Below are 21579 nucleotides of genomic sequence, written 5' to 3'. Positions count from 1 at the left end.
ACATGGTTAGTTGATTTGTTTGGGCTATGCCCTGGTGCTCAGATGGAGGTCGCGAGCGTCTGCGGCCGCGCGCGCGCCAGCAGGTAGTCGATGCAGGTGCGCACGGCGCGCGTCTGGTGGCGCTGGGGCATGTAGAGCAGGTACATCTGCGTGCCGAAGATGCTCAGCCGCCATTCGTCGAGCGTGGTCAGCACCTCGCCGCTGGCCACGGCGTCCTGTACCACATAGTCGGGCACCAGGCCGACGCCAAGGCCGGCCAGGATGCCCTGGCGCAGGAACGGGAAGTGCTCGGAGATCAGCGTCGGCTCGAGCATCACTTCCTCGCGCTGCGCGCCCTGGTAGGCGCTCAGGCGCAGCTGGCGCCCGACCACGCCGGCGGTGATCAGCGGTGCGCTGCGCAGCGCTTCAGGGGTCGCCGGCAGGCCGTGCTCTGCGGCATAGGCGCGCGAGGCGCAGGCCATGTAGCGCACCTGGCCCAGGTCGCGCGCCACCAGCGTCGGCGGCGGCTCGGGCATGACGCGGATGGCGATGTCGATGTCCTCGCGGATCAGGTCGTCGACGCGGTTCTCGAAGCGCACTTCCAGCACGATGAAGGGGTACAGGCGCTTGAAGTCGATCAGCCAGTCGGACATGACCAGCTGGCCGTAGCCGCTGGGCACGCTCAGGCCGACGCGGCCCTGCAGCCCCTGGCCCAGCGTGGTGATGGTCTCGCGCGCGGCGCGCATCTCGTTCTGGATCGCCAGGCCGTGGGCATACAGGCGCAGGCCGACCTCGGTCGGCTCGACGCGGCGCGTGGTGCGGCGCACGAGCTGCGCGCCCACCGATTTCTCGAGCTGGTTCAGGTGGTAGCTGACGTTGGCGCGCGTCATCTTCAGGTTGCGCGCGGCCTGGCTCAGGTTGCCGGCGTCGAGGATGTCGACCAGCAGGGTCAGTGACTGCAGTTCCATGCGGGCGTGGTCAAATCAGTTGTCAAAAATGGTTTGACAGTCTGTCAATAGCCCATGTAATTGTCAAGATTGTTTGGCGCCACCACAATGGTGCATTCCTTAGGTATTTTCGGAGACATGTCCATGGGCACTGCCCCTCTCGCTTCCGCCGTCACCACGGCGCTTCACGGCGCCATCCTGGTCGTGACCATCGACAACCCTCCCGTCAACGCGCTGGGCCAGGCCGTGCGCCAGGGCCTGGCCGCGGCGATGCAGCAGGCCGAGGCCGATGCCGCGGTATCCGCCGTGCTGTTGGTCGGCCAGGGCAAGGCCTTCATTGCCGGCGCCGATATCCGCGAATTCGGCCAGCCGCCCGTGCCGCCCTCGCTGCCCGAAGTCTGCGCGGCCATTGAAAACTGCAGCAAGCCGGTGATTGCCGCCATCCATGGCGCGGCGCTGGGCGGTGGCCTCGAAGTCGCGATGTCGGCGCACTACCGCCTGGCATTGCCGGCCGCGAGCCTGGGCCTGCCCGAAGTGCTGCTGGGCCTGCTGCCCGGCTCGGGCGGCACGCAGCGCGCGCCGCGCCTGATGGGCGTCAAGCCCGCGACCGAGTTGATGCTCAGCGGCAAGCCGATGAACGCCAAGGCCGCGCTGGCCGCGGGCCTGGTCGACCGCCTGGCCGAGGGCACGGATCCCGTCGCCGCGGGCCTGGCCTATGCCAACGAATTGCTGGCGCAGAAGGCGCCGGTGCGCCGCACGCGCGATATCGTGATCGCCAACCCCGAAGAAGCGCTGGCCGCGCTCGAAGCCCTCAAGGCCGAGACCGCGAAGAAGAGCCGCGGCCTGTTCTCGCCGCTGAAGATCATCGAATGCGTGCAGGCCGCGGTGCAGCAGCCGTTCGACGCGGCGCTGGCCTTCGAGCGCGCGCAGTTCGTGGCCTGCGTCGCCAGCCCGCAGCGCGCCGGCCTGGTGCATGCGTTCTTTGCCGAGCGCGAAGTGGCCAAGGTGCCCGAGGCCAAGCTGGCCGCGCCGCGCCCCTTCAGCAGCATCGCCATCATTGGCGGCGGCACCATGGGCGCGGGCATCACCGTGTCGGCGCTGGACGCGGGCTTTGCCGTGACCATGATCGAGCGCGATGCCGAATCGATCGCGCGCGGCCAGAAGAATGTCGAGAAGGTCTATGACGGCCTGATCGCCAAGGGCCGCATGACGGCCGACGCCAAGGCCGCCATCATGGCGCGCTACACGCCATCGACGAGCTACGACGACATCGCGCAGGTCGATCTGGTGATCGAAGCCGTGTTCGAGGACCTCGAAGTCAAGAAGGCGGTGTTCCGCGAACTCGACCGCGTCTGCAAGCCCGGCGCGGTGCTGGCCACCAACACCTCCTACCTGGACATCGAAGCCATTGCCGATGCCACCAGCCGCCCGCAGGACGTGATCGGCCTGCATTTCTTCAGCCCGGCCAACATCATGAAGCTGCTGGAGATCGTCGTACCGTCCAAGGTCAGCGCCGATGTCGTGGCCACGGCCTTCGAACTCGCCAAGAAGCTCAAGAAGGTGCCGGTGCGCGCCGGCGTCTGCGACGGCTTCATCGGCAACCGCATCCTGGCCGTGTACAAGCAGGCCGCCGACTACCTGATGGAAGACGGCGCCAGCCCCTACGAGATCGATGCCGCCGTGCGTTCGTTCGGCTACCCGATGGGCCCGTTCCAGGTCACCGACCTGGCCGGCGGCGATATCGGCTGGGCCACGCGCAAGCGCCGTGCGGCCACGCGCAACCCGGCCGCGCGCTATGTCGAGATCGCCGACCGCATCTGCGAGCGCGGCTGGTTCGGCCAGAAGACCGGCCGCGGCTTCTACCTCTATCCCGAAGGCGCGCGCGTCGGTCAGCCCGACCCCGAAGTGCTGGCGATTGTCGATGCCGAGCGCCAGAAGAAGGGCGTGACGCCGCGATCTTTCACCGAGGAGGAGATCCTGCGCCGCTATATGGCGGCCATGGTCAACGAGGGCGCGAAGGTCGTGGAAGAGGGCATTGCGCTGCGTCCGCTCGACGTGGACGTGACCTTCATGTCCGGCTACGGTTTCCCGCGCCACCGCGGCGGCCCGATGAAGTGGGCCGACATGCAGGGCCTGCCGAAGATCCTCGCCGACATCGAATCGTTTGCCAAGGAAGACCCGCTGTTCTGGGAGCCGGCGCCGCTGCTGGTGCGGCTGGTGAAGGAAGGCAAGGGGTTTGATAGTTTGAATAAGGCGGAGTGAGCTGACTTTGCCGCCGGGTTCCCGGTCCCCCCGTTCGTGGTGAGCTTATCGAACCATGAACGGCCTGTGCTCATGGTTTGAGCGCAGGCCGTCCACCCTTCGATAAGCTCAGGGCGAACGGTTGTGTGCGCCTCGTCGAGCGCATCTTCCCAATCAGAGCCAGCGCTGCGCCGCCCCCCCCCGGGCCCGCGCAGACGCCCAGCCACCCAACCCAAAGAGACAATCACCATGCGTGAAGCCGTAATCGTTTCCACCGCCCGTACGCCGCTGACCAAGTCGCACCGCGGCGAATTCAATGTCACCCCCGCGGCCCAGCTGGCCGCCTATTCCGTCAAGGCCGCCGTCGAGCGCTCGGGCGTGGACCCCGAGCAGTTCGAGGACCTGGTGCTGGGCTGCGGCAATCCCGATGGTTTCCAGGGCCGCAACCTGGGCCGCCAAACTGCGCTGCGCGCCGGGCTGCCGCTGTCGGTGGCGGGCATGACCGTCACGCGCTACTGCGCGTCGGGCCTGCAGTCGATCGCCATTGCCGCGGGCCGCATCGTCGCCGAAGGCGTGCCGGCGATGATTGCCGGCGGCGTCGAGACCATCTCCGGCCTGCGCCCGGGCAACAACCTGCCCGGCGACATGGACCCCTGGCTGGTCGAGCACAAGCCCGACCTCTACATGGCGATGATCGACACCGCCGACATCGTGGCCCGGCGCTACGGCATCAGCCGCGAGGACCAGGACCGCTTCTCGCTGCTGAGCCAGCAGCGCACCGCCGCGGCCCAGGAAAAGGGCTTGTTCGACGACGAGATCATTGCCTGCGCGACGCGCATGGCCGAGAAGAACAAGGACACGGGCGAAGTCACGCTGCGCGATGTCATCGCCACCCGCGACAACTGCAACCGCCCGGGCACCACGCTCGAGGGCCTGGCCAAGCTCGAACCCGTCAAGGGCCCGGACCAGTTCGTGACCGCCGGCAACGCCTCGCAGCTGTCCGATGGTTCCTCGGCCAGCGTGCTGATGGAAGCCAGGGAGGCCGAGCGCCTGGGCCTGCAGCCGCTGGGCGCGTTCCGCGGCTTCGCCGTGGCCGGCTGCGAGCCCGACGAGATGGGCATCGGCCCGGTGTTTGCGGTGCCCAAGCTGCTGGCGCGCCATGGCCTCAAGGTCGAGGACATCGATCTGTGGGAAATGAACGAGGCGTTTGCCTCGCAGGCGCTGTATTGCCAGCGCCGTCTGGGCATTCCTTCGGAGCGCCTGAACGTCAACGGCGGCGCGATCTCCATCGGCCACCCGTTCGGCATGACCGGCGCGCGCCTGGTCGGCCACCTGTTGCTCGAAGGTCGCCGCCGCAAGGCCAAGTATGGCGTCGTGACCATGTGCATCGCGGGTGGCATGGGCGCAGCTGGTCTGTTTGAGATTTACTGAGAAAACGCGATATGGATCTGAATTTCACCCCTGAAGAGCAGGCGTTTCGCGCCGAAGTGCAGCAGTTCCTCAAGGACAAGCTGCCCGCGGCGCTGGCCGCCAAGGTCAAGGCCGGCCAGCGGCTGAGCCGCGAGGACCAGTCCGAATGGCATGCGCTGCTCAACGAGCGTGGCTGGTATGCGAACCACTGGCCCGAGGCGCACGACGGCCCGGGCTGGACGCCGGTGCAGAAGTTCATCTTCGACAACGAATGCGCGCTCGCCGGCGGCCCGCGCATCGTGCCGTTCGGCGTGAACATGCTCGGCCCGGTGCTGATCAAGTACGGCAACGAGCAGCAAAAGAGCCACTGGCTGCCGCGCATCCTGAGCGGCGAGGACTGGTGGTGCCAGGGCTATTCCGAGCCCGGCGCGGGCTCGGACCTGGCTTCCGTGAAGACCACGGCGGTGCGCGGCGTCGACGCAGGCGGCGACCATTACATCGTCAACGGCCAGAAGACCTGGACCACCCAGGGCCAGCACGCCAACATGATCTTCTGCCTGGTGCGCACCGACCGCGAAGCGCGCCCGCAGGCCGGCATCAGCTTCCTGCTGATCGACATGAACACGCCCGGCGTCGAGATCCGTCCGATCCGCACGCTTGACGGCGACCGCGAAGTCAACGAAGTGTTCTTCACCGACGTGCGCGTGCCGGCCGAGAATCTGGTGGGCGAGGAAAACAAGGGCTGGACCTATGCCAAGTACCTGCTGACCTATGAGCGCACCGGCATTGCCGGCGTCGGCTTCTCGGTGGCGTCGCTGGAAAAGCTCAAGGCGGTGGCCAGCCGCGTGCAGCGCAACGGCAAGCCGCTGGACCAGGACCCGCAGTTCGCGCAGCGCCTGGCCAAGGTCGAGATCGACCTGGAGAACATGAAGACCACCAATCTGCGCGTGATCGCCGCGGTGGCCGGCGGCGGCGTGCCCGGCGCCGAGAGCTCGATGCTCAAGATCCGCGGCACCGAGATCCGCCAGGAAATCCTGTCGCTGATCCGCCGCGCCGTGGGCCCGTACGCGCTGCCGTTCATCGAAGAAGCGCAGTACTCGGACTATGCCGGCGCGCCCGTCGGTCCCAAGGAAGCGGCCACGGCCGCGGCCAACTATTTCAACTACCGCAAGCTGTCGATCTTTGGCGGCTCCAATGAAATCCAGAAGAACATCATCTCGAAGATGATCCTGGGCCTGTGAGACTCGCGCGATGAATTTTGAACCTACCGAAGACCGCCGCATGCTGGCGGACACGCTCAACCGCTTTGTTTCCGAGCAATACGGTTTCGAGACCCGCAACGCGATTGCCTATGGCGACGTGGGCATGGCGCCCGCGCTGTGGAGCCAGTTTGCCGAGCTTGGCGCGATTGGCGCGCTGTTTTCCGAAGCCGATGGCGGCTTTGGCGGCGCCGGCTTCGACATCGCCGTGGTGTTCGAGGCGCTGGGCCGCGGACTGGTGGTCGAGCCCTTCCTGGGCGCGCTGCTGGTTGGCCGCGCGCTGGCCGCCGCCGGCAGCGAAGCGCAAAAGGCGCTGCTTGCCGAGCTGATCGACGGCAGCCAGATCGGTGCGCTGGCGCATGACGAGCCGGGCAACCACTACGAGCTGGGCCGCGTGGCCACGCGCGCCAAGCGCGAGGGCGACGGCTGGACGCTGTCGGGCGCCAAGGCGGTGGTGGTGCAGGGCGACAATGCTGACTTGCTGCTGGTGTCGGCGCGCACCTCGGGCGAGATTGACAGCGAAGACGGCATCTCGCTGTTCCTGGTGCCCGGCGATGCGGCGGGCGTGACGCGCCGCGGCATGGGCCGCATGGACGGCGGCCGCGTGGCCGAGATCACGTTCGAGCAGGTGCAGCTGGGCGCCGATGCGCTGCTGGGCGAAGAAGGCCGGGGCTTTGCGACGCTGGAGCTGACGGTGGGCACGGGTGTGCTGGCGCTGTGCGCCGAGGCCCTGGGCGCGATGGAAATTGCCAAGCGCGACACGCTGGAATACCTGCAGACACGCAAGCAGTTCGGCGTGGCCATCGGCAGCTTCCAGGCCTTGCAGCACCGCATGGCCGACCTGCTGCTGGAAATCGAGCAGTCGCGCTCGGCGGTGATCAACGCGGCGGCCGCGCTCGACGCCGACCGCGTGACGCGCGAACGCGCGCTGTCGGCAGCGAAATACACCATCGGCCGCATCGGCGCGCTGGTGGCCGAGGAAAGCATACAGATGCATGGCGGCATCGGCATGACCTGGGAGCTGCCGCTGTCGCATTACGCCAAGCGCCTGGTCATGATCGACCATGAGCTCGGGGACGAAGACCATCACCTGGCGCGCTTCATGGCGCTGGGCCGGGAGGATGCCGAATGAGCAGCGAACAAGCCCTCCTCAGCCGCCGCGAAGGCGCGGTGCTGGTGCTGAGCAACAACAACCCGGCGGCGCGCAATGCGCTGTCGCCGGCGTTCTACCAGGCGCTGACGCAGGCGCTGGCCGACGCCAGCAGCGACCCGACCGTGGGCGCGATCGTGCTCACCGGCGAGGGCGGGCATTTCTGCGCCGGCGGCGATCTGCGCCAGCTGGTCAAGCGCCGCGAGCTGTCGCTGCCCGAACGGCGCGAGAAGATCGAAGGCCTGCATGACCTGATCCGCGCGGTGCGCGCCTGCCCCAAGCCGGTGATTGCCGCCGTCGAGGGCGCGGCAGCGGGCGCGGGCGTGTCGCTGGCGCTGGCCTGCGACATGGTCGTCGCGGCGCGCAATGCGGTGTTCTCGGTGGCCTATGTGAAGATCGGCCTCACGCCCGATGGCGGCGCCACGGCCTTGCTCGCGCAGTTCCTGTCGCGCCAGGTGCTGACCGAGCTGTGCCTCACGGGCGAGCGCATCTCGGGCGAGCGCCTGCATGCGCTGGGCGCGGTCAACCGCCTGGCCGACTCCGGCGCAGCGCTGGCCGAGGCCATCGCGCTGGCGCAGCAGCTGGCCACCGGCCCCGATGTGGCCATGGCCCACATCAAGGCGCTGTGCCACGCGGCCTACGACAATACGCTGGAGCAGCAGCTCGACGCGGAGCGCGAATTCATGGTGCAGGCCCAGGCCAGCGAGGAATCGCGCGAAGGCATGGCCGCGTTCCTGGAAAAGCGCAGCCCGGATTACACGCAGCTGCGCAAATAGCGGCGCGGCAGGAGACAAATTTGAGCGACAACAACACCACTTCACCCGCTGACGACACCACCGACTTTCCTTTGGAAGGCATCCGCGTGCTCGATCTGTCGCGCGTGTTTGCCGGGCCGATGTGCGGCATGGTGCTGGCCGACTTCGGCGCCGAGGTCATCAAGGTCGAGCACCCCGAGCGTGGCGACGATACGCGCGACTGGGGGATTCGCATCGGCAAGACCGAGACCACCTACTACAGCGCCATGAACCGCAACAAGCGGTCCATCACCGTCGATCTGCGGTCTCCCGAGGGACTGAAGATCATCCACGAGCTGCTGCCGCAGTGCGACGTGGTGCTGCACAACTTCAAGACCGGCGGCGCCGAGAAGCTGGGCCTGGGCTACGCGCAGCTCAAGGCGCTCAAGCCCGATCTGGTCTACTGCGCGATTGCCGGCTACGACAGCTCCGGCCCCGAAGCCAAGCGGCCCGGCTACGACCTGGTGATCCAGGGCGAAGCCGGGCTGATGGCGCTCAATGGCGAGGCGCAGCAGCCGCCGCTCAAGTTCGGCGTGGCCGTGGTCGACCTGATGACCGGCATGTATGCGGCGCAGGCGGTGATCGCGGCGCTGTTCCGGCGCGAACGCACCGGCCGCGGCCGGCTCATCGAGATGGCGCTCTACGACTGCGGCATCACCGTGACCGGCTACTACGGGCTCGACGCGATGCAGCTGGGGCGTGATCCGCAGCGCTACGGCAACTCGCACCCGTCCATCGTGCCCTATGGCATGTTCGAGGCCGCCGACGGTCCGCTGATCATTGCCGTGGGCAACAACCAGCAGTTCGAGCGCTTTTGCCGCGATGTGGTGCAGCGCCCGGACATTCTTGCCGATGCCAAGTTCGCCACGAACGTCGAGCGCGCGAAGAACCGCCCGGCGCTGCTGCCGCTGCTGACCGAACTGATCCGCGGCCTGCCGCGCGATGTGCTGCTCGAGCGCATGAACCAGTTCGGCATTCCCTGCGGCAAGGTGTCCGGCCTGCACGAGGCGCTGACCAGCGAGCGCACGCGCCGCGGCGGCCTGCTGCAGGAAATGCCGCACCCGGTGGCCGGCACGACCCATGTGTTTGCGCCGCCGTACCGGCTTGACGGCCAGCGCCTGCCGATCCGCCGCGCGCCGCCGACGCTGGGCGAAGGCACGAAGGATGTGCTGCAGCAATTGCTGCAGCTGTCCGAGGAGGAACTGCAGGCACTGCAGGCCCAGGGCGTGCTGACGCTGCCCGCGGCCTGAAGCCGCACCGCCCGACGCCGCAGCGTCCGGCTGCGGGCGTCGCTTTGAAACCTATAAAGAGACAGAGACACCATGGCTTCCTTTCACACTACCCGCCGCAGCCTGCTGGCCCTCGCGGCCGCCCCCTTGCTGGCCACCCCGGCGTTCGCGCAGCAACCCGCCTGGCCCGGCAAGATGGTCAAGCTGATCGTGCCCTTCCCCGCGGGCGGCCCCACCGACATCGCCTCGCGCATCGTCGGCCAGAAGCTCGGCGAACGCCTCAAGCAGACCGTGCTGGTGGAAAACCGCCCCGGCGCTTCGGGCTCGATTGCCGCGGCGCAGGTTGCCTCCAGCCCGGCGGACGGCTATACGCTGATGATGCTGGCCACGCCCACGCTGCTCGCGCCGCATCTCTACAAGAGCGCGGGCTATGACACCGTGAAGGACTTCGCGCCCGTGGCCACGGTCTACGACCTGCCCATCGTGATCGTGGTCAATCCCAAGCTGCTGCCGGACGTCACCGACATCAAGAGCCTGATCGCGCATGCCAAGGCGCAAAAGCAGCCGATGAACTACACCAGCTCGGGCGCGGGCAGCTTCGGCCACCTGAGCATGGAGCTGCTCAAGCAGATGGCTTCCTTCGACATGCAGCATGTGCCCTACAAGGGCGGCACGCCGGCCATCACCGACACCATCGGCGGCCAGGTGCCGGTGATGTATTCCGACCTCGTGGCCGCGCTGCCGCATATCCAGGCCGGCAAGCTGCGCGCCATTGCCGTGGGCTCGCCGCAGCGCGTGGTCATGCTGCCCGAGGTCAAGACCATTGCCGAGCAGGGCATCCAGGGCTACGACGCCGTGTCCTGGGGCGGCCTGCTCGCGCCCAAGGGCACGCCTGCGGCCGTGGTCCAGCGCATCGCCGGCGAGGTCAAGCAGATTCTTGCCGACGCCGATGTCCAGACCCGGCTGCTCAATGCCGGCGCCATTGCGCGCTTCCAGTCGCCCGCCGAGATGGGCCAGCGCGTGCAGCAGGACTACGCGCGCTGGGGCCAGCTGATCCGCGACAAGCGCATCGCCTCGGAATGAGTGCGCAGCGTTCCCATCCAGTTTCCAGGAGACTTCTTTCATGAAAATCATTGTTCCCGTCAAGCGCGTCGTCGACTACAACGTCAAGGTGCGCGTCAAATCCGATGGCAGCGGCGTCGATATCGCCAATGTCAAGATGAGCATGAACCCGTTTGACGAGATTGCCGTCGAGGAAGCCGTGCGGCTCAAGGAGAAGGGCGCGGCCACCGAGGTCATCGCCGTGTCCTGCGGCGTGGCCCAGTGCCAGGAAACCCTGCGCACCGCGATGGCGATCGGCGCCGACCGCGCGATCCTGGTGCAGACAGATGCCGAACTGCAGCCGCTGGCCGTGGCCAAGCTGCTCAAGGCTTTGGTCGACAAGGAGCAACCCGGCCTGATCATCCTGGGCAAGCAGGCCATCGATGACGACGCCAACCAGACCGGCCAGATGCTCGCGGCGCTGGCCGATCTGCCGCAGGCGACGTTTGCGTCGAAGGTCGAACTGTCGGGCGATGTCGTTCAGGTCACGCGCGAAGTCGACGGCGGCCTCGAGACCCTGTCGCTGAACACGCCCGCCGTGATCACCACCGACCTGCGCCTGAACGAGCCGCGCTATGTGACGCTGCCCAACATCATGAAGGCCAAGAAAAAGCAGCTCGACACCGTGACGCCCGAGGACCTGGGTGTCGATGTCACGCCGCGCCTCAAGACCCTCAAGGTCTCCGAGCCCGCCAAGCGCGGTGCAGGCGTGAAGGTGGCCGATGTGGCGGCGCTGGTGGACAAATTGAAGAACGAAGCGAAGGTGATCTAAACCCTTTGCGGGGACTTCCCTGAGGACAGGCCCTTCATCCTTCGACAAGCTCAGGACGAACGATCCCGTTCACACTGAGCCTGTCGAAGTGTGTGACACCATTCGAAAGAAACTCCATGACTTCCCTTGTAATTGCAGAACACGACAACGCCTCGATCAAGCCCGCGACCCTGAACACCGTCACGGCCGCCGCCGCCTGCGGTGGCGAGGTGCATGTGCTGGTGGCCGGTGAGGGCGCTGCCGCTGCCGCGCAAGCCGCGTCCCAGATCGCCGGCGTCTCCAAGGTGATCCTCGCCGAAGGCGACTCCCTCAAGAACGGCCTGGCCGAGAACCTCGCCGAGCAGGTGCTGGCGCTCGCTGGCAACTACAGCCACATCCTGTTTCCCGCCACCGCCTCGGGCAAGAACGTCGCGCCGCGCGTGGCCGCCACGCTCGATGTCGCGCAGATCAGCGACATCACCAAGGTCGTGAGCCCCGACACCTTCGAGCGCCCGATCTACGCCGGCAACGCGATTGCCACCGTGCAGAGCAGCGATGCGACCAAGGTGATCACCGTGCGCACCACGGGCTTCGACGCGGCTGCGGCCACGGGCGGCAGCGCCGGCGTGGAAAACGTGACGGCTGCCGCCGATGCCGGCAAGAGCCGCTTCGTTGGCAGCGAGATCGCCGCCAGCGACCGCCCCGAACTCACCGCCGCGAAGATCATCGTGTCGGGCGGCCGTGCGCTGGGCTCGGCCGAGAAGTTCAACGAAGTGATCACGCCGCTGGCCGACAAGCTCGGCGCCGCGATCGGCGCCTCGCGCGCCGCCGTGGACGCGGGCTACGCCGCCAACGACCTGCAGGTCGGCCAGACCGGCAAGATCGTCGCGCCGCAGCTGTACGTTGCCGTGGGCATCTCGGGCGCGATCCAGCATCTGGCCGGCATGAAGGACTCCAAGGTGATCGTGGCGATCAACAAGGACGCCGAAGCGCCGATCTTCAGCGTCGCCGATTACGGCCTCGAGGCCGACCTGTTCACGGCCGTGCCGGAACTGGCCAAGGCCCTTTGAGCCAGGCTTTTTGAGCCAGGCTTTTTGAGCGTTCAGCGCTTTCCCACGCCTCTGCCGGATCCGGAGACAACAGAGGCGTTTTTCACGGCAACCGAGCAGAAAGATAAAACCATGTCGCCAGCGACTTCGCGCCGTTCCTTTCTTCACACCATGGCCGCGGGCGCGGCCGTGGCATCCGCGCCCGCCTGGAGCCAGGGCCACTGGCCGAACAAGCCCGTACGCATCATCGTGCCGTACACGGCCGGCGGGTTCACCGACCAGATGGCGCGCATGCTGCAGGTCGGCCTGCAAAAGGCACTGGGCCAGCCCATCGTCATCGAGAACAAGCCCGGCGCCAACAGCATCATCGGCGTCGACCAGGTCGCCAAGTCGGCGCCCGACGGCCTGACCTTTGGCGTGGTGATTGCCGCGTTTGCCGGCAACACCACGCTCTACGACAAGCTGCCCTACAGCCCGACCAAGGACATCGTCGGCGTCTCGCTGATGGGCGTGTCGCCGCTGGTCGCGGCCGTCGCCAACAACGCACCGTTCAAGACCGCGCAGGAGTTGGTGGCGTATGCGCGCGCCAACCCCGGCAAGGTGAGCTTTGCATCGTCTGGCGCGGGCTCGAGCGCCCATCTCACCACCGAGTTGCTCAAGCTGCTGACCAAGACCGACATGGTGCATGTGCCTTACAAGGGCGCATCGCCGGCGCTGGTCGATCTGATGGGCGGGCAGGTGCAGCTGTTTCTCGATCCGCCGCCGAACCTGATCCAGCCTGCCAAGGCCGGCAAGCTGCGGCTGATCGGCGTGGCCAGCGAAAAACGCATCCCTTCGCTGCCCGACGTGCCGACCTTCATCGAGCAGGGCATCGACGGGCTGGTGGGCAGCACCTGGGCGGCCATGGTCGCGCCGGCGGGCGTGCCGCGGGAGATCCTGCAACGCATGTCGGCGGAGGTGCGCAAGATCATCCATAGCCCCGAAGGCCTGGCGCGGCTTGAAGCCATGGGTACGGTGCCCGAAGGTTCGACCCCCGAGGAGTGCGACCGTTTCATTGCGGCCGAAACGCAGAAATGGGGCCGCGTGATCCGCGATGCAAAGGTCACGCTTTAGCGTTGCGTGCACCAAAATGAAGCGGCGTAAGCCGCTTTTTTTTATGCCGGCCAGGGAAATCCATTATCAAGTTTTTCCTTTATAGGAAAAAGCCGCCCCCATATTCGCTGTTCCAAAAAAATACCTATTCTCGAAGTAATAAAAAAAGAAAAAATTTATGCGTAGGCCATATCCGACAAGCACTGGAAGGCGGTCTAATGCTCGAGGGGTGAAGGACTCTTCACCGTGTGGATTGATTATTTCGGCGCAAAGCTTGCCATTCGTAATTGCCAGTAAAGCACTGGCCATGCCAGACCACGGCAGAAGGAAAAAAAGCGATGCAGACCTGGCGGAACATTTCGGTCAAGGCCAAACTGACGGGCACCTTGGGCCTGTTGATTGCAGTCATCATCGGTATCTCGGCTTATGCCATTCAGATGATGCGTGAGGACGGGGCGCAATTTCGCGATTATGTGCATGGCATACAGGCCCGGGCCGATACCGCACACCGGCTGCGCGAGGCGGTCGACCGCCGCGCCATTGCCGCGCGCAATCTCGCGCTGGTGACCAAGCCGCAGGATGTGGCCACGGAAAAGACCGCGGTGGAACAGGCCGTGGCCGATGTGCGCAAATACCTGGGTGAGCTGCAGGCGCTGTCGGCCAAGCCGGGCGTGCCCGAACTGGTGCGCGCCAAGGTCGCCGACATCGCGCGCATCGAGGGCCGGTACGAGCCGGTGGCGATGGCCATCGTCGGCATGCTGCTGGGCGACCAGCGCGAGGCCGGGGTGCAGAAGATGAACGACGAATGCCGCGTGCTGCTGGCGGCGCTGGTCCAGGCCACCGACGCCTACGCCGCGCTGACCGCGCAGCGCTCGCAGGCCATGATCGAGGACGCCGAGGCCGCCAACCAGCAACGCCAGCGCGTGCTGCTGATCGTCAGCGTGCTGGCCGTGGCGCTGGCCTGCTGGGCCGCGCTGCTGATCGTGCGCGCCATCGTGCGGCCGCTGGATCAGGCCGTCGCGCAGATCAATGCCATTGCGCAGGGCGACATCAGCCGCAGCATCCGCATCGACACCCGCGACGAGTTCGGGCGGCTGCTCACGGCGCTGGCCCGCATGCAGCAAGGCCTGGTGGCGCTGGTATCGACCGTGCGCCAGGGCGCCGAAGGCGTGTCGACGGCCAGCGGCGAGATCGCGCAGGGCAATCTGGACCTTTCGGCGCGCACCGAGAGCCAGGCCAGCGCGCTCGAGCAGACGGCTTCGTCCATGGAGGAGCTGGGCTCGACGGTGCGGCAAAACGCCGACAACGCCGGCCAGGCCAACCAGCTCGCGCAAAACGCCAGCAGCGTGGCGCAGCAGGGCGGCCAGGTCGTCGAACAGGTGGTGGTCACGATGCGCGGCATCAGCGAATCGAGCCGGCGCATCGCGGACATCATCAATGTCATTGACGGCATTGCCTTCCAGACCAATATCCTCGCGCTCAACGCCGCCGTCGAGGCCGCGCGTGCGGGCGAGCAGGGCCGCGGCTTTGCCGTGGTGGCCAGCGAAGTGCGCTCGCTGGCCGGACGCAGCGCGGCGGCCGCCAAGGAGATCAAGCAGCTGATCGAGGAAAGCGGGCAGCGCGTGGCCGCGGGCTCGACGCTGGTGGACCGCGCCGGCAGCACCATGCAGCAGGTGGTGGAGAGCATCCGCCGCGTCACGGACATCGTCGGCGAGATCAGCGCCGCCAGCGCCGAGCAAAGCGCGGGCGTGGCCCAGGTCGGCGAGGCCGTGACCAGCATCGACCATGCCACGCAGCAAAACGCTGCGCTGGTCGAGCAGATGTCGGCTGCGGCCAGCAGCCTCAGCACCCAGGCGCAGGAACTGGTGCGCTCGGTCAGCATCTTCCAGTTGTCGCCCGGCGCAGCGACGCCCGGCGCAGCGACGCCCGGCGTGGCCCCGACCCCGGCCCCGGCCGGGCAGCGCGCGCTCGCGCGTGCGGTGCCCGCCAGGCGTGCGCCACAGCGCCCCGCAGCCCAGGCCAGCGCCCCGCGCCTGGCCGATGACGCCGCATGGGAATCGTTTTGACAGGCCTTTGCCAGTGAGTTTGCCGACCCGATGAACGAAATCCAGCAACGCGTTGCCGCCAGCTACGGCGCGCAAGGCCTGATGCAGACACTCGGCGCACGCCTGGCGCTGGTGGCCGATGGCGAGGTGCATATCGAACTGCCGTTTTCCACGCGGCTGTCGCAGCAGCACGGCTATGTGCATGCGGGCGCCGTCACCAGCGTGGTCGACAGCGCCTGCGGCTACGCGGCGCTCACGCGCGCGCCAGCCGGGCACGAAGTGGTCACGGCCGAATTCAAGATCAATTTCCTGCGCCCGGCACTGGGCGAGCGCTTCACTGCCGTGGGCAAGCTCGAGAACGCGGGACGCCAGCTGGCGGTGTGCCGCGGCGAAGTGCGCGCCCATGCCAGCGGCCAGAGCGGATACAAGGTGGTGGCGATGATGCAGGCGACCATGGTCTACGTTGCCAAGCCAGGCTGACTTCGCACCATGAGGGTGCGTTGGCCAGGTCGGTCGGCACCATGGTCGGGCATTGATTGTTGAACAATAGCAATTCGATGCTGGTACAAACACCTAGGGATTGCTGCGCACAATAGGGGCGATTGCCGCCTAACATCGCTGCCTTGGTCCGGTTCTTGCAACCGGCAGAGCATTGCAACGCTATTCCCAGACTGTTTCCATGATCCCCTCCCGTTTTTCCCGGCGCGCCCTCGTAGCGTCGGCGGCCGCCCTGGCCATCGCGCCCGCCTGGGCCCAGCCCGCCCAGCCTGCCTATCCCGCCAAGCCCATCCGCCTGGTGATTGGCTACGCGCCCGGCGGCTCGGTCGATATGGTCGGCCGCGTGATTGCCGACATTCTTACCAAGCACCTCGATGCCACGGTGGTGGTCGAGAACCAGGCCGGCGCCGCCGGCGTGGTGGCGGCGCAGCGCGTGGTGTCGAGCAAGCCCGATGGCTATACGCTGCTCGCCGGATCGAGCAATGAACTGGCCGGCACCAAGGCCGTGAACACCGCGCAGAAATACGACCCGTCCAAGGACCTGACGCCCATCGGCCTGGCGGCACTCGCGCCCAATATGTGGGTCGCGGGCGCGCATGTGCCGGTGAAGAACCTCGAGGAGTTCATTGCGCTGGTGAAGAAGAACCCGGGCAAGTACAGCTATGGCAGCCCGGGCATCGGCTCGACACCGCATTTCTCGGCCGAGCTGATCAAGAAGCTCGCGGGTCTCTATATCACCCATGTGCCCTACCGCGGCTCGGCCGCGATGACCACCGACCTGGGCGGGGGCAATGTCGATTTCGCCATCATCTCGCCACTGGCCGCGGGCCCGTTCCTGCAAAACGGCCGCCTCAAGGCGCTGGGCGTGACCACCGCCAGCCGCCTGCCGAACTTCAAGGACGTGCCGGCGCTGGGCGAGCATCCCGCCCTCAAGGGCTACTCGCTGGCCGGCTGGTTCGCGTTTGCCGCGCCCAAGGGCCTGCCGCCCGAGATCCAGGCCAAGCTGCAGGCCGCGCTGCGCGCCGGCCTGGCCGACCCGGCGATCCGCCAGCGCCTCGAGGCCTCGGGCGCGATTCCGGCCAAGGGCGACGAGGACCTGGCGCAGCTGATCCGCACCGATATGGACAAGTACGCCGACCTCGCGGCGTATGCCAAGATCGTCGAGTAGGCGCGCTCTCAGAACTGGTAGTTGCCGCTGACCAGGAAGCTGCGCGGCGTGCCGGGCATGGCGTTCGAGCGCCAGTATTCCTTGTCGAACAGGTTCGACACGGCAAACGTCACGGTCCAGGGCGCGGCGCGCCAGCCGAGCAGCGCGTCCCAGCGCGTGTAGCCGGGCACGATGGCGGTGTTCGCGGCATTGGTATAGCGCTGGCTGGTGTAGGTCACGCCCAGCTCGCCGTACCAGTGGCCTGCGGGCGCGTAGCGCACGAACAGGTTGCCGTTGCGCTGGGCGGTATTGGGCAGGTACTTGCCTTCGTTGGCCGGGTTGCTCAGGTCGCCGGCGACCTTGGCGCTCATCGCGCCGACACCGCCGCGCACGTACCAGGCAGGCGCGAGCCGGCCGGCCGCGCTGAACTCGATGCCGCGCGAGCGTTCCTTGCCGCGCACCGCGAACCGATAGGGGTCGATCTCGGGCTCGGGGCGGTAGCGGATGTTGTAGTGCTCGAGTTCATACACCGCGAGCTGGGTCGACAGCGCGCCATCGAGCCAGTCGCTCTTGATGCCGATTTCGGCCTGGCGCGAATGCTGCGGTGCCTCGTCGAGCACCGCCGTGGCGGAGGTGTCGACGCTCAGGGTGCCGCGGCCGCCATAGGGCGAAAAGCTCTTGTTCCACGAGGCATAGACGCTGTGCGCGTGCACGGGCTGCCACACCAGGCCGACGCGCGGGCTGACCGCGCTGCCGCTGGTGTCGCGCTGGAAGCCGTTGATCTGGTTGGTGCTCTCGAAGCTATAGCTGTCGTAGCGCGCGCCCAGCAGCAGTTTCCACTGCTGCGCCAGATGCACCAGGTCCTGCAGGTAGAACGCATGGCCCTTGCCCAGGTGCAGGTTGTGCTGCGAGGGCGCGCCCTGCGCCGGGCGCTGGGCGTTGAGCACCGGGTTGAACGGGTCGACATAGCCGTTGCTGGCCGTGGTGGAGAACAGCCGCGGCGCGCGTTCTTCCTCGCTGTATTCCGCGCCCAGCAGTAATTCGTGGCGCATGCCGGCGACATCGAAGCGGCCCGTCAGGTCCAGCGTGTGGGCCGTGGTCTTGTTGGCGGTCTGCTGCCAGGCATAGCTCTGACGCACCTGGCCGCGGTAGGCGCAGGCCGCGCCCGCCGCGGTGCGGCCCTGCGCGTTGCAGTAGGTTCCGAGGTAGTAGTGGTCGAAGTCCTGGTCGGCCTCGCGCCGGCTTGCAAGCCAGCGCAGGCTCCAGTCGGGGTTGAAGTCGTAGGCCAGGTCGGAACGCCACACGCGCAGCCGGTCCTCGACATAGTCGCCGGGCTGGGCAAAGCCCTGGCGGATGGACACGCCGGCGGGCAACTGGTCGTAGGCCGGGCTGCGGTCGGGCACGCGCCAGACCTGGTCATAGGTGTACTGGCCCAGCCAGCGCAGGCCCTTGCGGTTGTCGACCAGGATGCTGGGCGAGAGCATCTCGTTCTTGTTGCGGATGCCGTTGCGAAAGCTGTGCGCCTGTTCGCGGTCGGCGGTGAGGCGCACGACCACGTTGGGGTTGATGACCCGGTTGATGTCGATGGTTGCGCCCGCGTTTTCCCATGAGCCGCCGCGCAGCGTGAGGCTGCTTTTCGCATCGAAGCGGGCCTGTTTGCTGACCAGATTGATCACGCCGCCGCCGGCGCTGCGGCCATAGAGTACCGATGCCGGGCCCTTGAGGATCTCGATGCGCTCCACGTTGGCCGTGCTGCGCCGTACCTGGCCGCTTTCGCGCACGCCGTCGCGGTAGATGTCGCCGGCATCGGCCTGGAAGCCGCGGATCATCACGCCCTCGCCACGCATGTCGTAGCTGGTGTTCACGCCCGGCACGCCGTCGAGCATGGTCGCCAGGTCGTTGATGCCATAGCTCTTGTACTTGTTGACCTCGAGCGTGTCGATGGTCTGTGGAATGTCCTTGGGCGCCATATAGGTCTTGGTGGCCGTGGTCACGCCTTCGGGGCGCACGTCATCGGGGTCGTACTGGCTGGCATTGACCTCGACCGTGGGTAGTGCCAATTGCGCCACTGCGCCCGACTCCTGTTGCTGCGCGCTGGCTGCGCTGGCGCACGCCCAGGCGGCCAGTGCCGCGCACGCCCGCAGGCGCAGATTGCGGCGCGCCGCGATTGCCTCAATTCTCTTTGTCATCTGTCGCTTCGCTGAAGTCTGCGGGCCGTCTATGTAAACGGCCCATGTCTGAAAGCAAAGAATTGTAATGATAATGATATCGATTACTATTCAGTTATCGCTTTAAATTTGCCGCCGGGCGCCGCGCGCCGCGCGCCGCGCGTCGCCAGATGGCCGAGGCGAGCAAAGAAAAAGCCCCGGCGCAGGCGCACGGGGCTTGTGGGGGCAGTGGCGTGCACTGCCGGAATGGCAGACGCCGCTTACCTGGGCAGCGCGTAGGCAATCACATGGTCGCCGCGGTCGGGCGAGTTGCGCGCGCCGCCGGCGGAAATCAGTACGAACTGCTGGCCGGTCACGGGCGACCGGTAGCTGATCGGCGTGCCCTGGCTGCCCACGGGCAGGCGCGCCTTCCAGGCCTCCTTGCCGGTGCCGGTGTCATAGGCGCGCAGGAAATAGTCCTGCGTCGCGGCGATGAACACCAGGCCGCCCTGGGTGGCGAGCGTGCCGCCGATGGTCGGCATGCCGATGGGAATCGGCAGGCCCATCTTGACGCCGAACGGGCCGGTGTCCTGCACCGTGCCCACGGGCACCTGCCAGGCGATCTGCCGGGTCTTCAGGTCCACGGCCGTGAGCGTGCCGAAGGGCGGCTTCTGGCACGGGATCTCGATCGGCGACATGAAGCGCACCTTGGCGTTGATCGCATAGGGCGTTCCGTCGAGCGGCACGGGGCGGGTGATGGCCGCGGCTTCGTTGCCGTCCGACTTCGGGCCGACCTCGGCCGGGTCGGCCTTGATCAGCTGGACTTCGAGGCCCACGCGCATGTCGTTGACGAACAGCAGGTTGTTGGTCGGATCGAGCGAGAAACCACCCCAGTTCATGCCGCCCAGCGAGCCGGGCAGGTTCAGCGACGGGTCGGTGCCCGGGGGCGTGAACAGGCCGGTGTAGCGCTTGGATTTGAACTTCAGGCGGCACAGCAGCTGGTCGAAGGGCGTGGCGCCCCACATGTCCGATTCGCGCATGTCGCTGGCACCGATGCTGGGCATGCCCACCGAGAACGGCTGCGTCGGCGCGTAGGTTTCGCCTTCGATGTTGCCCACGGGCACGGCGCGCTCCTCGACCTGGGTCAGGGGCTGGCCGGTCTTGCGGTCGAGCACGAAGATCTGGCCGGCCTTGGTGCCGAACACCAGCGCCGGCGTGGTCTTGCCGCCTGCGCCGGGGAAGTCGACAAACGTCGGCTGCATCGGCACGTCGAAGTCCCACAGGTCGTTGTGCACGGTCTGGTAGACCCACTTTTCCTTGCCGGTGCTGGCGTCGACGGCCAGCATCGAGGCGCCGTACTTGCGGTCGAGCGCGGTGTGCTTCACGCCCCACAGGTCGACGGCCGCGCTGCCCACGGGCATGAACACGGTGTTCGACTGCGCGTCGTACGACATCGGTGCCCAGACGTTGGGCGTCGAGCGCGCGTAGGTCTTGCCTTCGGCCGGCGCGTTCTTGTCTTCGGGGTTGCCCGGGTCGAACGCCCAGCGCAGCGCGCCGGTGACGACATCGAAGCCGCGCACCACGCCGCCAGGCATGTCGGTGGCGACGTTGTCGGCCACGCGGCCGCCGATCACGATGGTCGTGCCGGCCAGCGTGGGTGCCGAGGTCGGGTAGTACTGGCCCTTGTCGGCGCCCTTGCCCATGTCGGCGCGCAGGTCGACGCGGCCGTGGCTGCCGAAGTCCTCGCAGAAGGCGCCGGTGTCGGCGTCCAGCGCGATCAGCTCAGGTGCAACGCTGTTCATGATCACGCGGCGCTGGCAGGCGGCGCCGGCAGCCACCGACACCGCCTTGACCGGCGTGGCGCCGGCTTCGGTCGGCTGCGCCAGGGGCGCGGCCGCGTCGAAGTAGGCCAGGCCGCGGCAACGCATCCACTTCTTTTGCTTGGCGTTGATCTCGGTCTTCCACAGTTCCTTGCCCGTGGTGGCGTCAAGCGCGATCACGTTGTTGTGCGGCGTGCAGACGAACACGCTGTTGCCGATCTGCAGCGGCGTGAGCTGGTCCTCGGCGCCGCCGCCGCCCGGGCTCACCGGCACGTCGCCGGTCTGGTAGCTCCAGGCCACCTGCAGGTCCTTGACGTTGCTGCGCGTGATCTGGTCCAGTGCCGCAAAGCGCGTGCCGCCGGCCGTGCTGCCGTAGTGGGCCCAGTCCTGGGTCTGACCCGGAGCCACCGGCTGCAGCGTCGTGTTGTCGGCCTTGGCCGAGACGCTGGCGTGCGGCACGAACATGCCGCCCACCGTGGCCAGGCAGGCCAGAACCAGCACCGCGGCGACGGCGCGCGCGGCGCCCGGCTGCACGGCCCGGCCGCGCGCGCGGCGCAGCGTGGGCCAGGCCAGCGCGACCAGCACGCCAAAGCCGGCAAACACCAGCAGGCGCGAGACCTGGGCCCAGAAGTCGAAACCGGCATCGGCCAGCGCCCAGGCCACGGTGGCAATGAACATCACGCCATAGACGATCGCGCCGCTGGGTCGCACGCGCGCGATCTGCACGCCGGAGAACACCAGCGCCAGGCCGGCCAGCAGGAAGTACCAGCTGCCGCCGAGCTTGGCCAGCTGCAAGCCGTTGGAGACAAAGAACAGGCCGGCGCCCAGAAGGCACAGGCCAAGGAGGATCAGCCCGGCCCTGGCGGCCAGGGTCGGAGGGGTGGGTTTGGAGGTCATGGAGGGTGTCGCGCGGGCCGGCA

16 protein-coding genes are annotated in these 21579 nt (G+C 67.4%); 13 read left to right on the top strand and 3 right to left on the bottom strand.

Translation table 11 applies throughout. From position 1 onward, the window contains the following. Positions 1-38: 38 nt before the first annotated feature. Complete coding sequence (locus HUK68_RS19875; protein ID WP_175505991.1) at positions 39-947, bottom strand: LysR family transcriptional regulator; 909 nt, start codon at positions 945-947, stop codon at positions 39-41. A gap of 123 nt (positions 948-1070) precedes the next feature. Here HUK68_RS19875 and HUK68_RS19870 point away from each other — a divergent pair, with 123 nt between their 5' ends. The 13 genes from HUK68_RS19870 (at position 1071) to HUK68_RS19810 (ending at position 16713) form a co-directional block, all read left to right on the top strand. Beyond that, the gene (locus tag HUK68_RS19870) at positions 1071-3188 is read left to right on the top strand and encodes a 3-hydroxyacyl-CoA dehydrogenase NAD-binding domain-containing protein (RefSeq protein WP_175505990.1); all 2118 of its coding nucleotides are present in this window, start codon (positions 1071-1073) and stop codon (positions 3186-3188) included. 228 nt (positions 3189-3416) lie between these two features. Continuing rightward, positions 3417-4598: an acetyl-CoA C-acyltransferase gene (locus tag HUK68_RS19865; protein ID WP_175505989.1), complete on the top strand. Its 1182-nt coding sequence runs from the start codon at positions 3417-3419 to the stop codon at positions 4596-4598. Positions 4599-4609: 11 nt separating this feature from the next. Then, complete coding sequence (locus HUK68_RS19860; RefSeq protein WP_175505988.1) at positions 4610-5818, top strand: acyl-CoA dehydrogenase family protein; 1209 nt, start codon at positions 4610-4612, stop codon at positions 5816-5818. Positions 5819-5828: 10 nt separating this feature from the next. Further along, positions 5829-6968 carry an acyl-CoA dehydrogenase family protein gene (locus HUK68_RS19855; RefSeq protein WP_175505987.1) on the top strand — a complete coding sequence of 380 codons (1140 nt, stop codon included), beginning with the start codon at positions 5829-5831 and terminating at the stop codon, positions 6966-6968. After that, positions 6965-7762, top strand: a complete 798-nt coding sequence (locus tag HUK68_RS19850) for an oxepin-CoA hydrolase, alternative type (protein WP_175505986.1) — start codon at positions 6965-6967, stop codon at positions 7760-7762. Before HUK68_RS19855 ends, HUK68_RS19850 begins: the two co-directional genes overlap by 4 nt. Before the next feature lie 20 nt (positions 7763-7782). Next, positions 7783-9030 carry a CaiB/BaiF CoA transferase family protein gene (locus HUK68_RS19845; RefSeq protein ID WP_175505985.1) on the top strand — a complete coding sequence of 416 codons (1248 nt, stop codon included), beginning with the start codon at positions 7783-7785 and terminating at the stop codon, positions 9028-9030. Positions 9031-9102: 72 nt separating this feature from the next. Continuing rightward, the gene (locus HUK68_RS19840; protein WP_175505984.1) at positions 9103-10092 is read left to right on the top strand and encodes a Bug family tripartite tricarboxylate transporter substrate binding protein; all 990 of its coding nucleotides are present in this window, start codon (positions 9103-9105) and stop codon (positions 10090-10092) included. A 40-nt stretch (positions 10093-10132) separates the two neighbouring features. Continuing rightward, the gene (locus HUK68_RS19835) at positions 10133-10882 is read left to right on the top strand and encodes an electron transfer flavoprotein subunit beta/FixA family protein (RefSeq protein WP_175505983.1); all 750 of its coding nucleotides are present in this window, start codon (positions 10133-10135) and stop codon (positions 10880-10882) included. 116 nt (positions 10883-10998) lie between these two features. Then, on the top strand, positions 10999-11931 hold the full coding sequence (locus HUK68_RS19830; RefSeq protein WP_175505982.1) for an electron transfer flavoprotein subunit alpha/FixB family protein: 933 nt from the start codon (positions 10999-11001) through the stop codon (positions 11929-11931). Between the two features lie 111 nt (positions 11932-12042). After that, a complete protein-coding gene (locus tag HUK68_RS19825; protein WP_175505981.1) occupies positions 12043-13023 on the top strand; it encodes a Bug family tripartite tricarboxylate transporter substrate binding protein in 981 nt (326 codons plus the stop codon). A gap of 317 nt (positions 13024-13340) precedes the next feature. Then, positions 13341-15068 carry a methyl-accepting chemotaxis protein gene (locus HUK68_RS19820; protein ID WP_175505980.1) on the top strand — a complete coding sequence of 576 codons (1728 nt, stop codon included), beginning with the start codon at positions 13341-13343 and terminating at the stop codon, positions 15066-15068. A gap of 30 nt (positions 15069-15098) precedes the next feature. Further along, on the top strand, positions 15099-15527 hold the full coding sequence (locus HUK68_RS19815; RefSeq protein WP_175505979.1) for a PaaI family thioesterase: 429 nt from the start codon (positions 15099-15101) through the stop codon (positions 15525-15527). A 199-nt stretch (positions 15528-15726) separates the two neighbouring features. Next, entirely contained in the window at positions 15727-16713 is a 987-nt protein-coding gene (locus tag HUK68_RS19810; protein WP_175505978.1) for a Bug family tripartite tricarboxylate transporter substrate binding protein, read from the top strand. An 8-nt stretch (positions 16714-16721) separates the two neighbouring features. Here HUK68_RS19810 and HUK68_RS19805 read toward each other — a convergent pair whose 3' ends face one another. After that, entirely contained in the window at positions 16722-18881 is a 2160-nt protein-coding gene (locus tag HUK68_RS19805; RefSeq protein WP_175505977.1) for a TonB-dependent receptor, read from the bottom strand. Positions 18882-19120: 239 nt separating this feature from the next. Beyond that, positions 19121-21556 carry a membrane-bound PQQ-dependent dehydrogenase, glucose/quinate/shikimate family gene (locus HUK68_RS19800; protein ID WP_175505976.1) on the bottom strand — a complete coding sequence of 812 codons (2436 nt, stop codon included), beginning with the start codon at positions 21554-21556 and terminating at the stop codon, positions 19121-19123. Between the last annotated feature and the right edge of the window lie 23 nt (positions 21557-21579).

It is taken from the genome of Comamonas antarctica (assembly GCF_013363755.1).
GTDB classification, from domain to species: Bacteria; Pseudomonadota; Gammaproteobacteria; order Burkholderiales; family Burkholderiaceae_C; genus Comamonas; species Comamonas antarctica.
Note: the sequence above shows the minus strand (reverse complement) of the source record. Positions and strands in the feature narration are given on the sequence as shown.

Bases quoted from the DNA above. Each gene is read 5' to 3' on its own strand.
- HUK68_RS19840 (WP_175505984.1), top strand. From the start codon at position 9,103: ATGGCTTCCTTTCACACTACCCGCCGCAGCCTGCTGGCCCTCGCGGCC.
- HUK68_RS19850 (WP_175505986.1), top strand. From the start codon at position 6,965: ATGAGCAGCGAACAAGCCCTCCTCAGCCGCCGCGAAGGCGCGGTGCTG.
- HUK68_RS19855 (WP_175505987.1), top strand. From the start codon at position 5,829: ATGAATTTTGAACCTACCGAAGACCGCCGCATGCTGGCGGACACGCTC.
- HUK68_RS19820 (WP_175505980.1), top strand. From the start codon at position 13,341: ATGCAGACCTGGCGGAACATTTCGGTCAAGGCCAAACTGACGGGCACC.
- HUK68_RS19800 (WP_175505976.1), bottom strand. From the start codon at position 21,556: ATGACCTCCAAACCCACCCCTCCGACCCTGGCCGCCAGGGCCGGGCTG.
- HUK68_RS19870 (WP_175505990.1), top strand. From the start codon at position 1,071: ATGGGCACTGCCCCTCTCGCTTCCGCCGTCACCACGGCGCTTCACGGC.
- HUK68_RS19805 (WP_175505977.1), bottom strand. From the start codon at position 18,881: ATGACAAAGAGAATTGAGGCAATCGCGGCGCGCCGCAATCTGCGCCTG.
- HUK68_RS19810 (WP_175505978.1), top strand. From the start codon at position 15,727: ATGATCCCCTCCCGTTTTTCCCGGCGCGCCCTCGTAGCGTCGGCGGCC.
- HUK68_RS19865 (WP_175505989.1), top strand. From the start codon at position 3,417: ATGCGTGAAGCCGTAATCGTTTCCACCGCCCGTACGCCGCTGACCAAG.
- HUK68_RS19830 (WP_175505982.1), top strand. From the start codon at position 10,999: ATGACTTCCCTTGTAATTGCAGAACACGACAACGCCTCGATCAAGCCC.
- HUK68_RS19835 (WP_175505983.1), top strand. From the start codon at position 10,133: ATGAAAATCATTGTTCCCGTCAAGCGCGTCGTCGACTACAACGTCAAG.
- HUK68_RS19875 (WP_175505991.1), bottom strand. From the start codon at position 947: ATGGAACTGCAGTCACTGACCCTGCTGGTCGACATCCTCGACGCCGGC.
- HUK68_RS19815 (WP_175505979.1), top strand. From the start codon at position 15,099: ATGAACGAAATCCAGCAACGCGTTGCCGCCAGCTACGGCGCGCAAGGC.
- HUK68_RS19860 (WP_175505988.1), top strand. From the start codon at position 4,610: ATGGATCTGAATTTCACCCCTGAAGAGCAGGCGTTTCGCGCCGAAGTG.
- HUK68_RS19825 (WP_175505981.1), top strand. From the start codon at position 12,043: ATGTCGCCAGCGACTTCGCGCCGTTCCTTTCTTCACACCATGGCCGCG.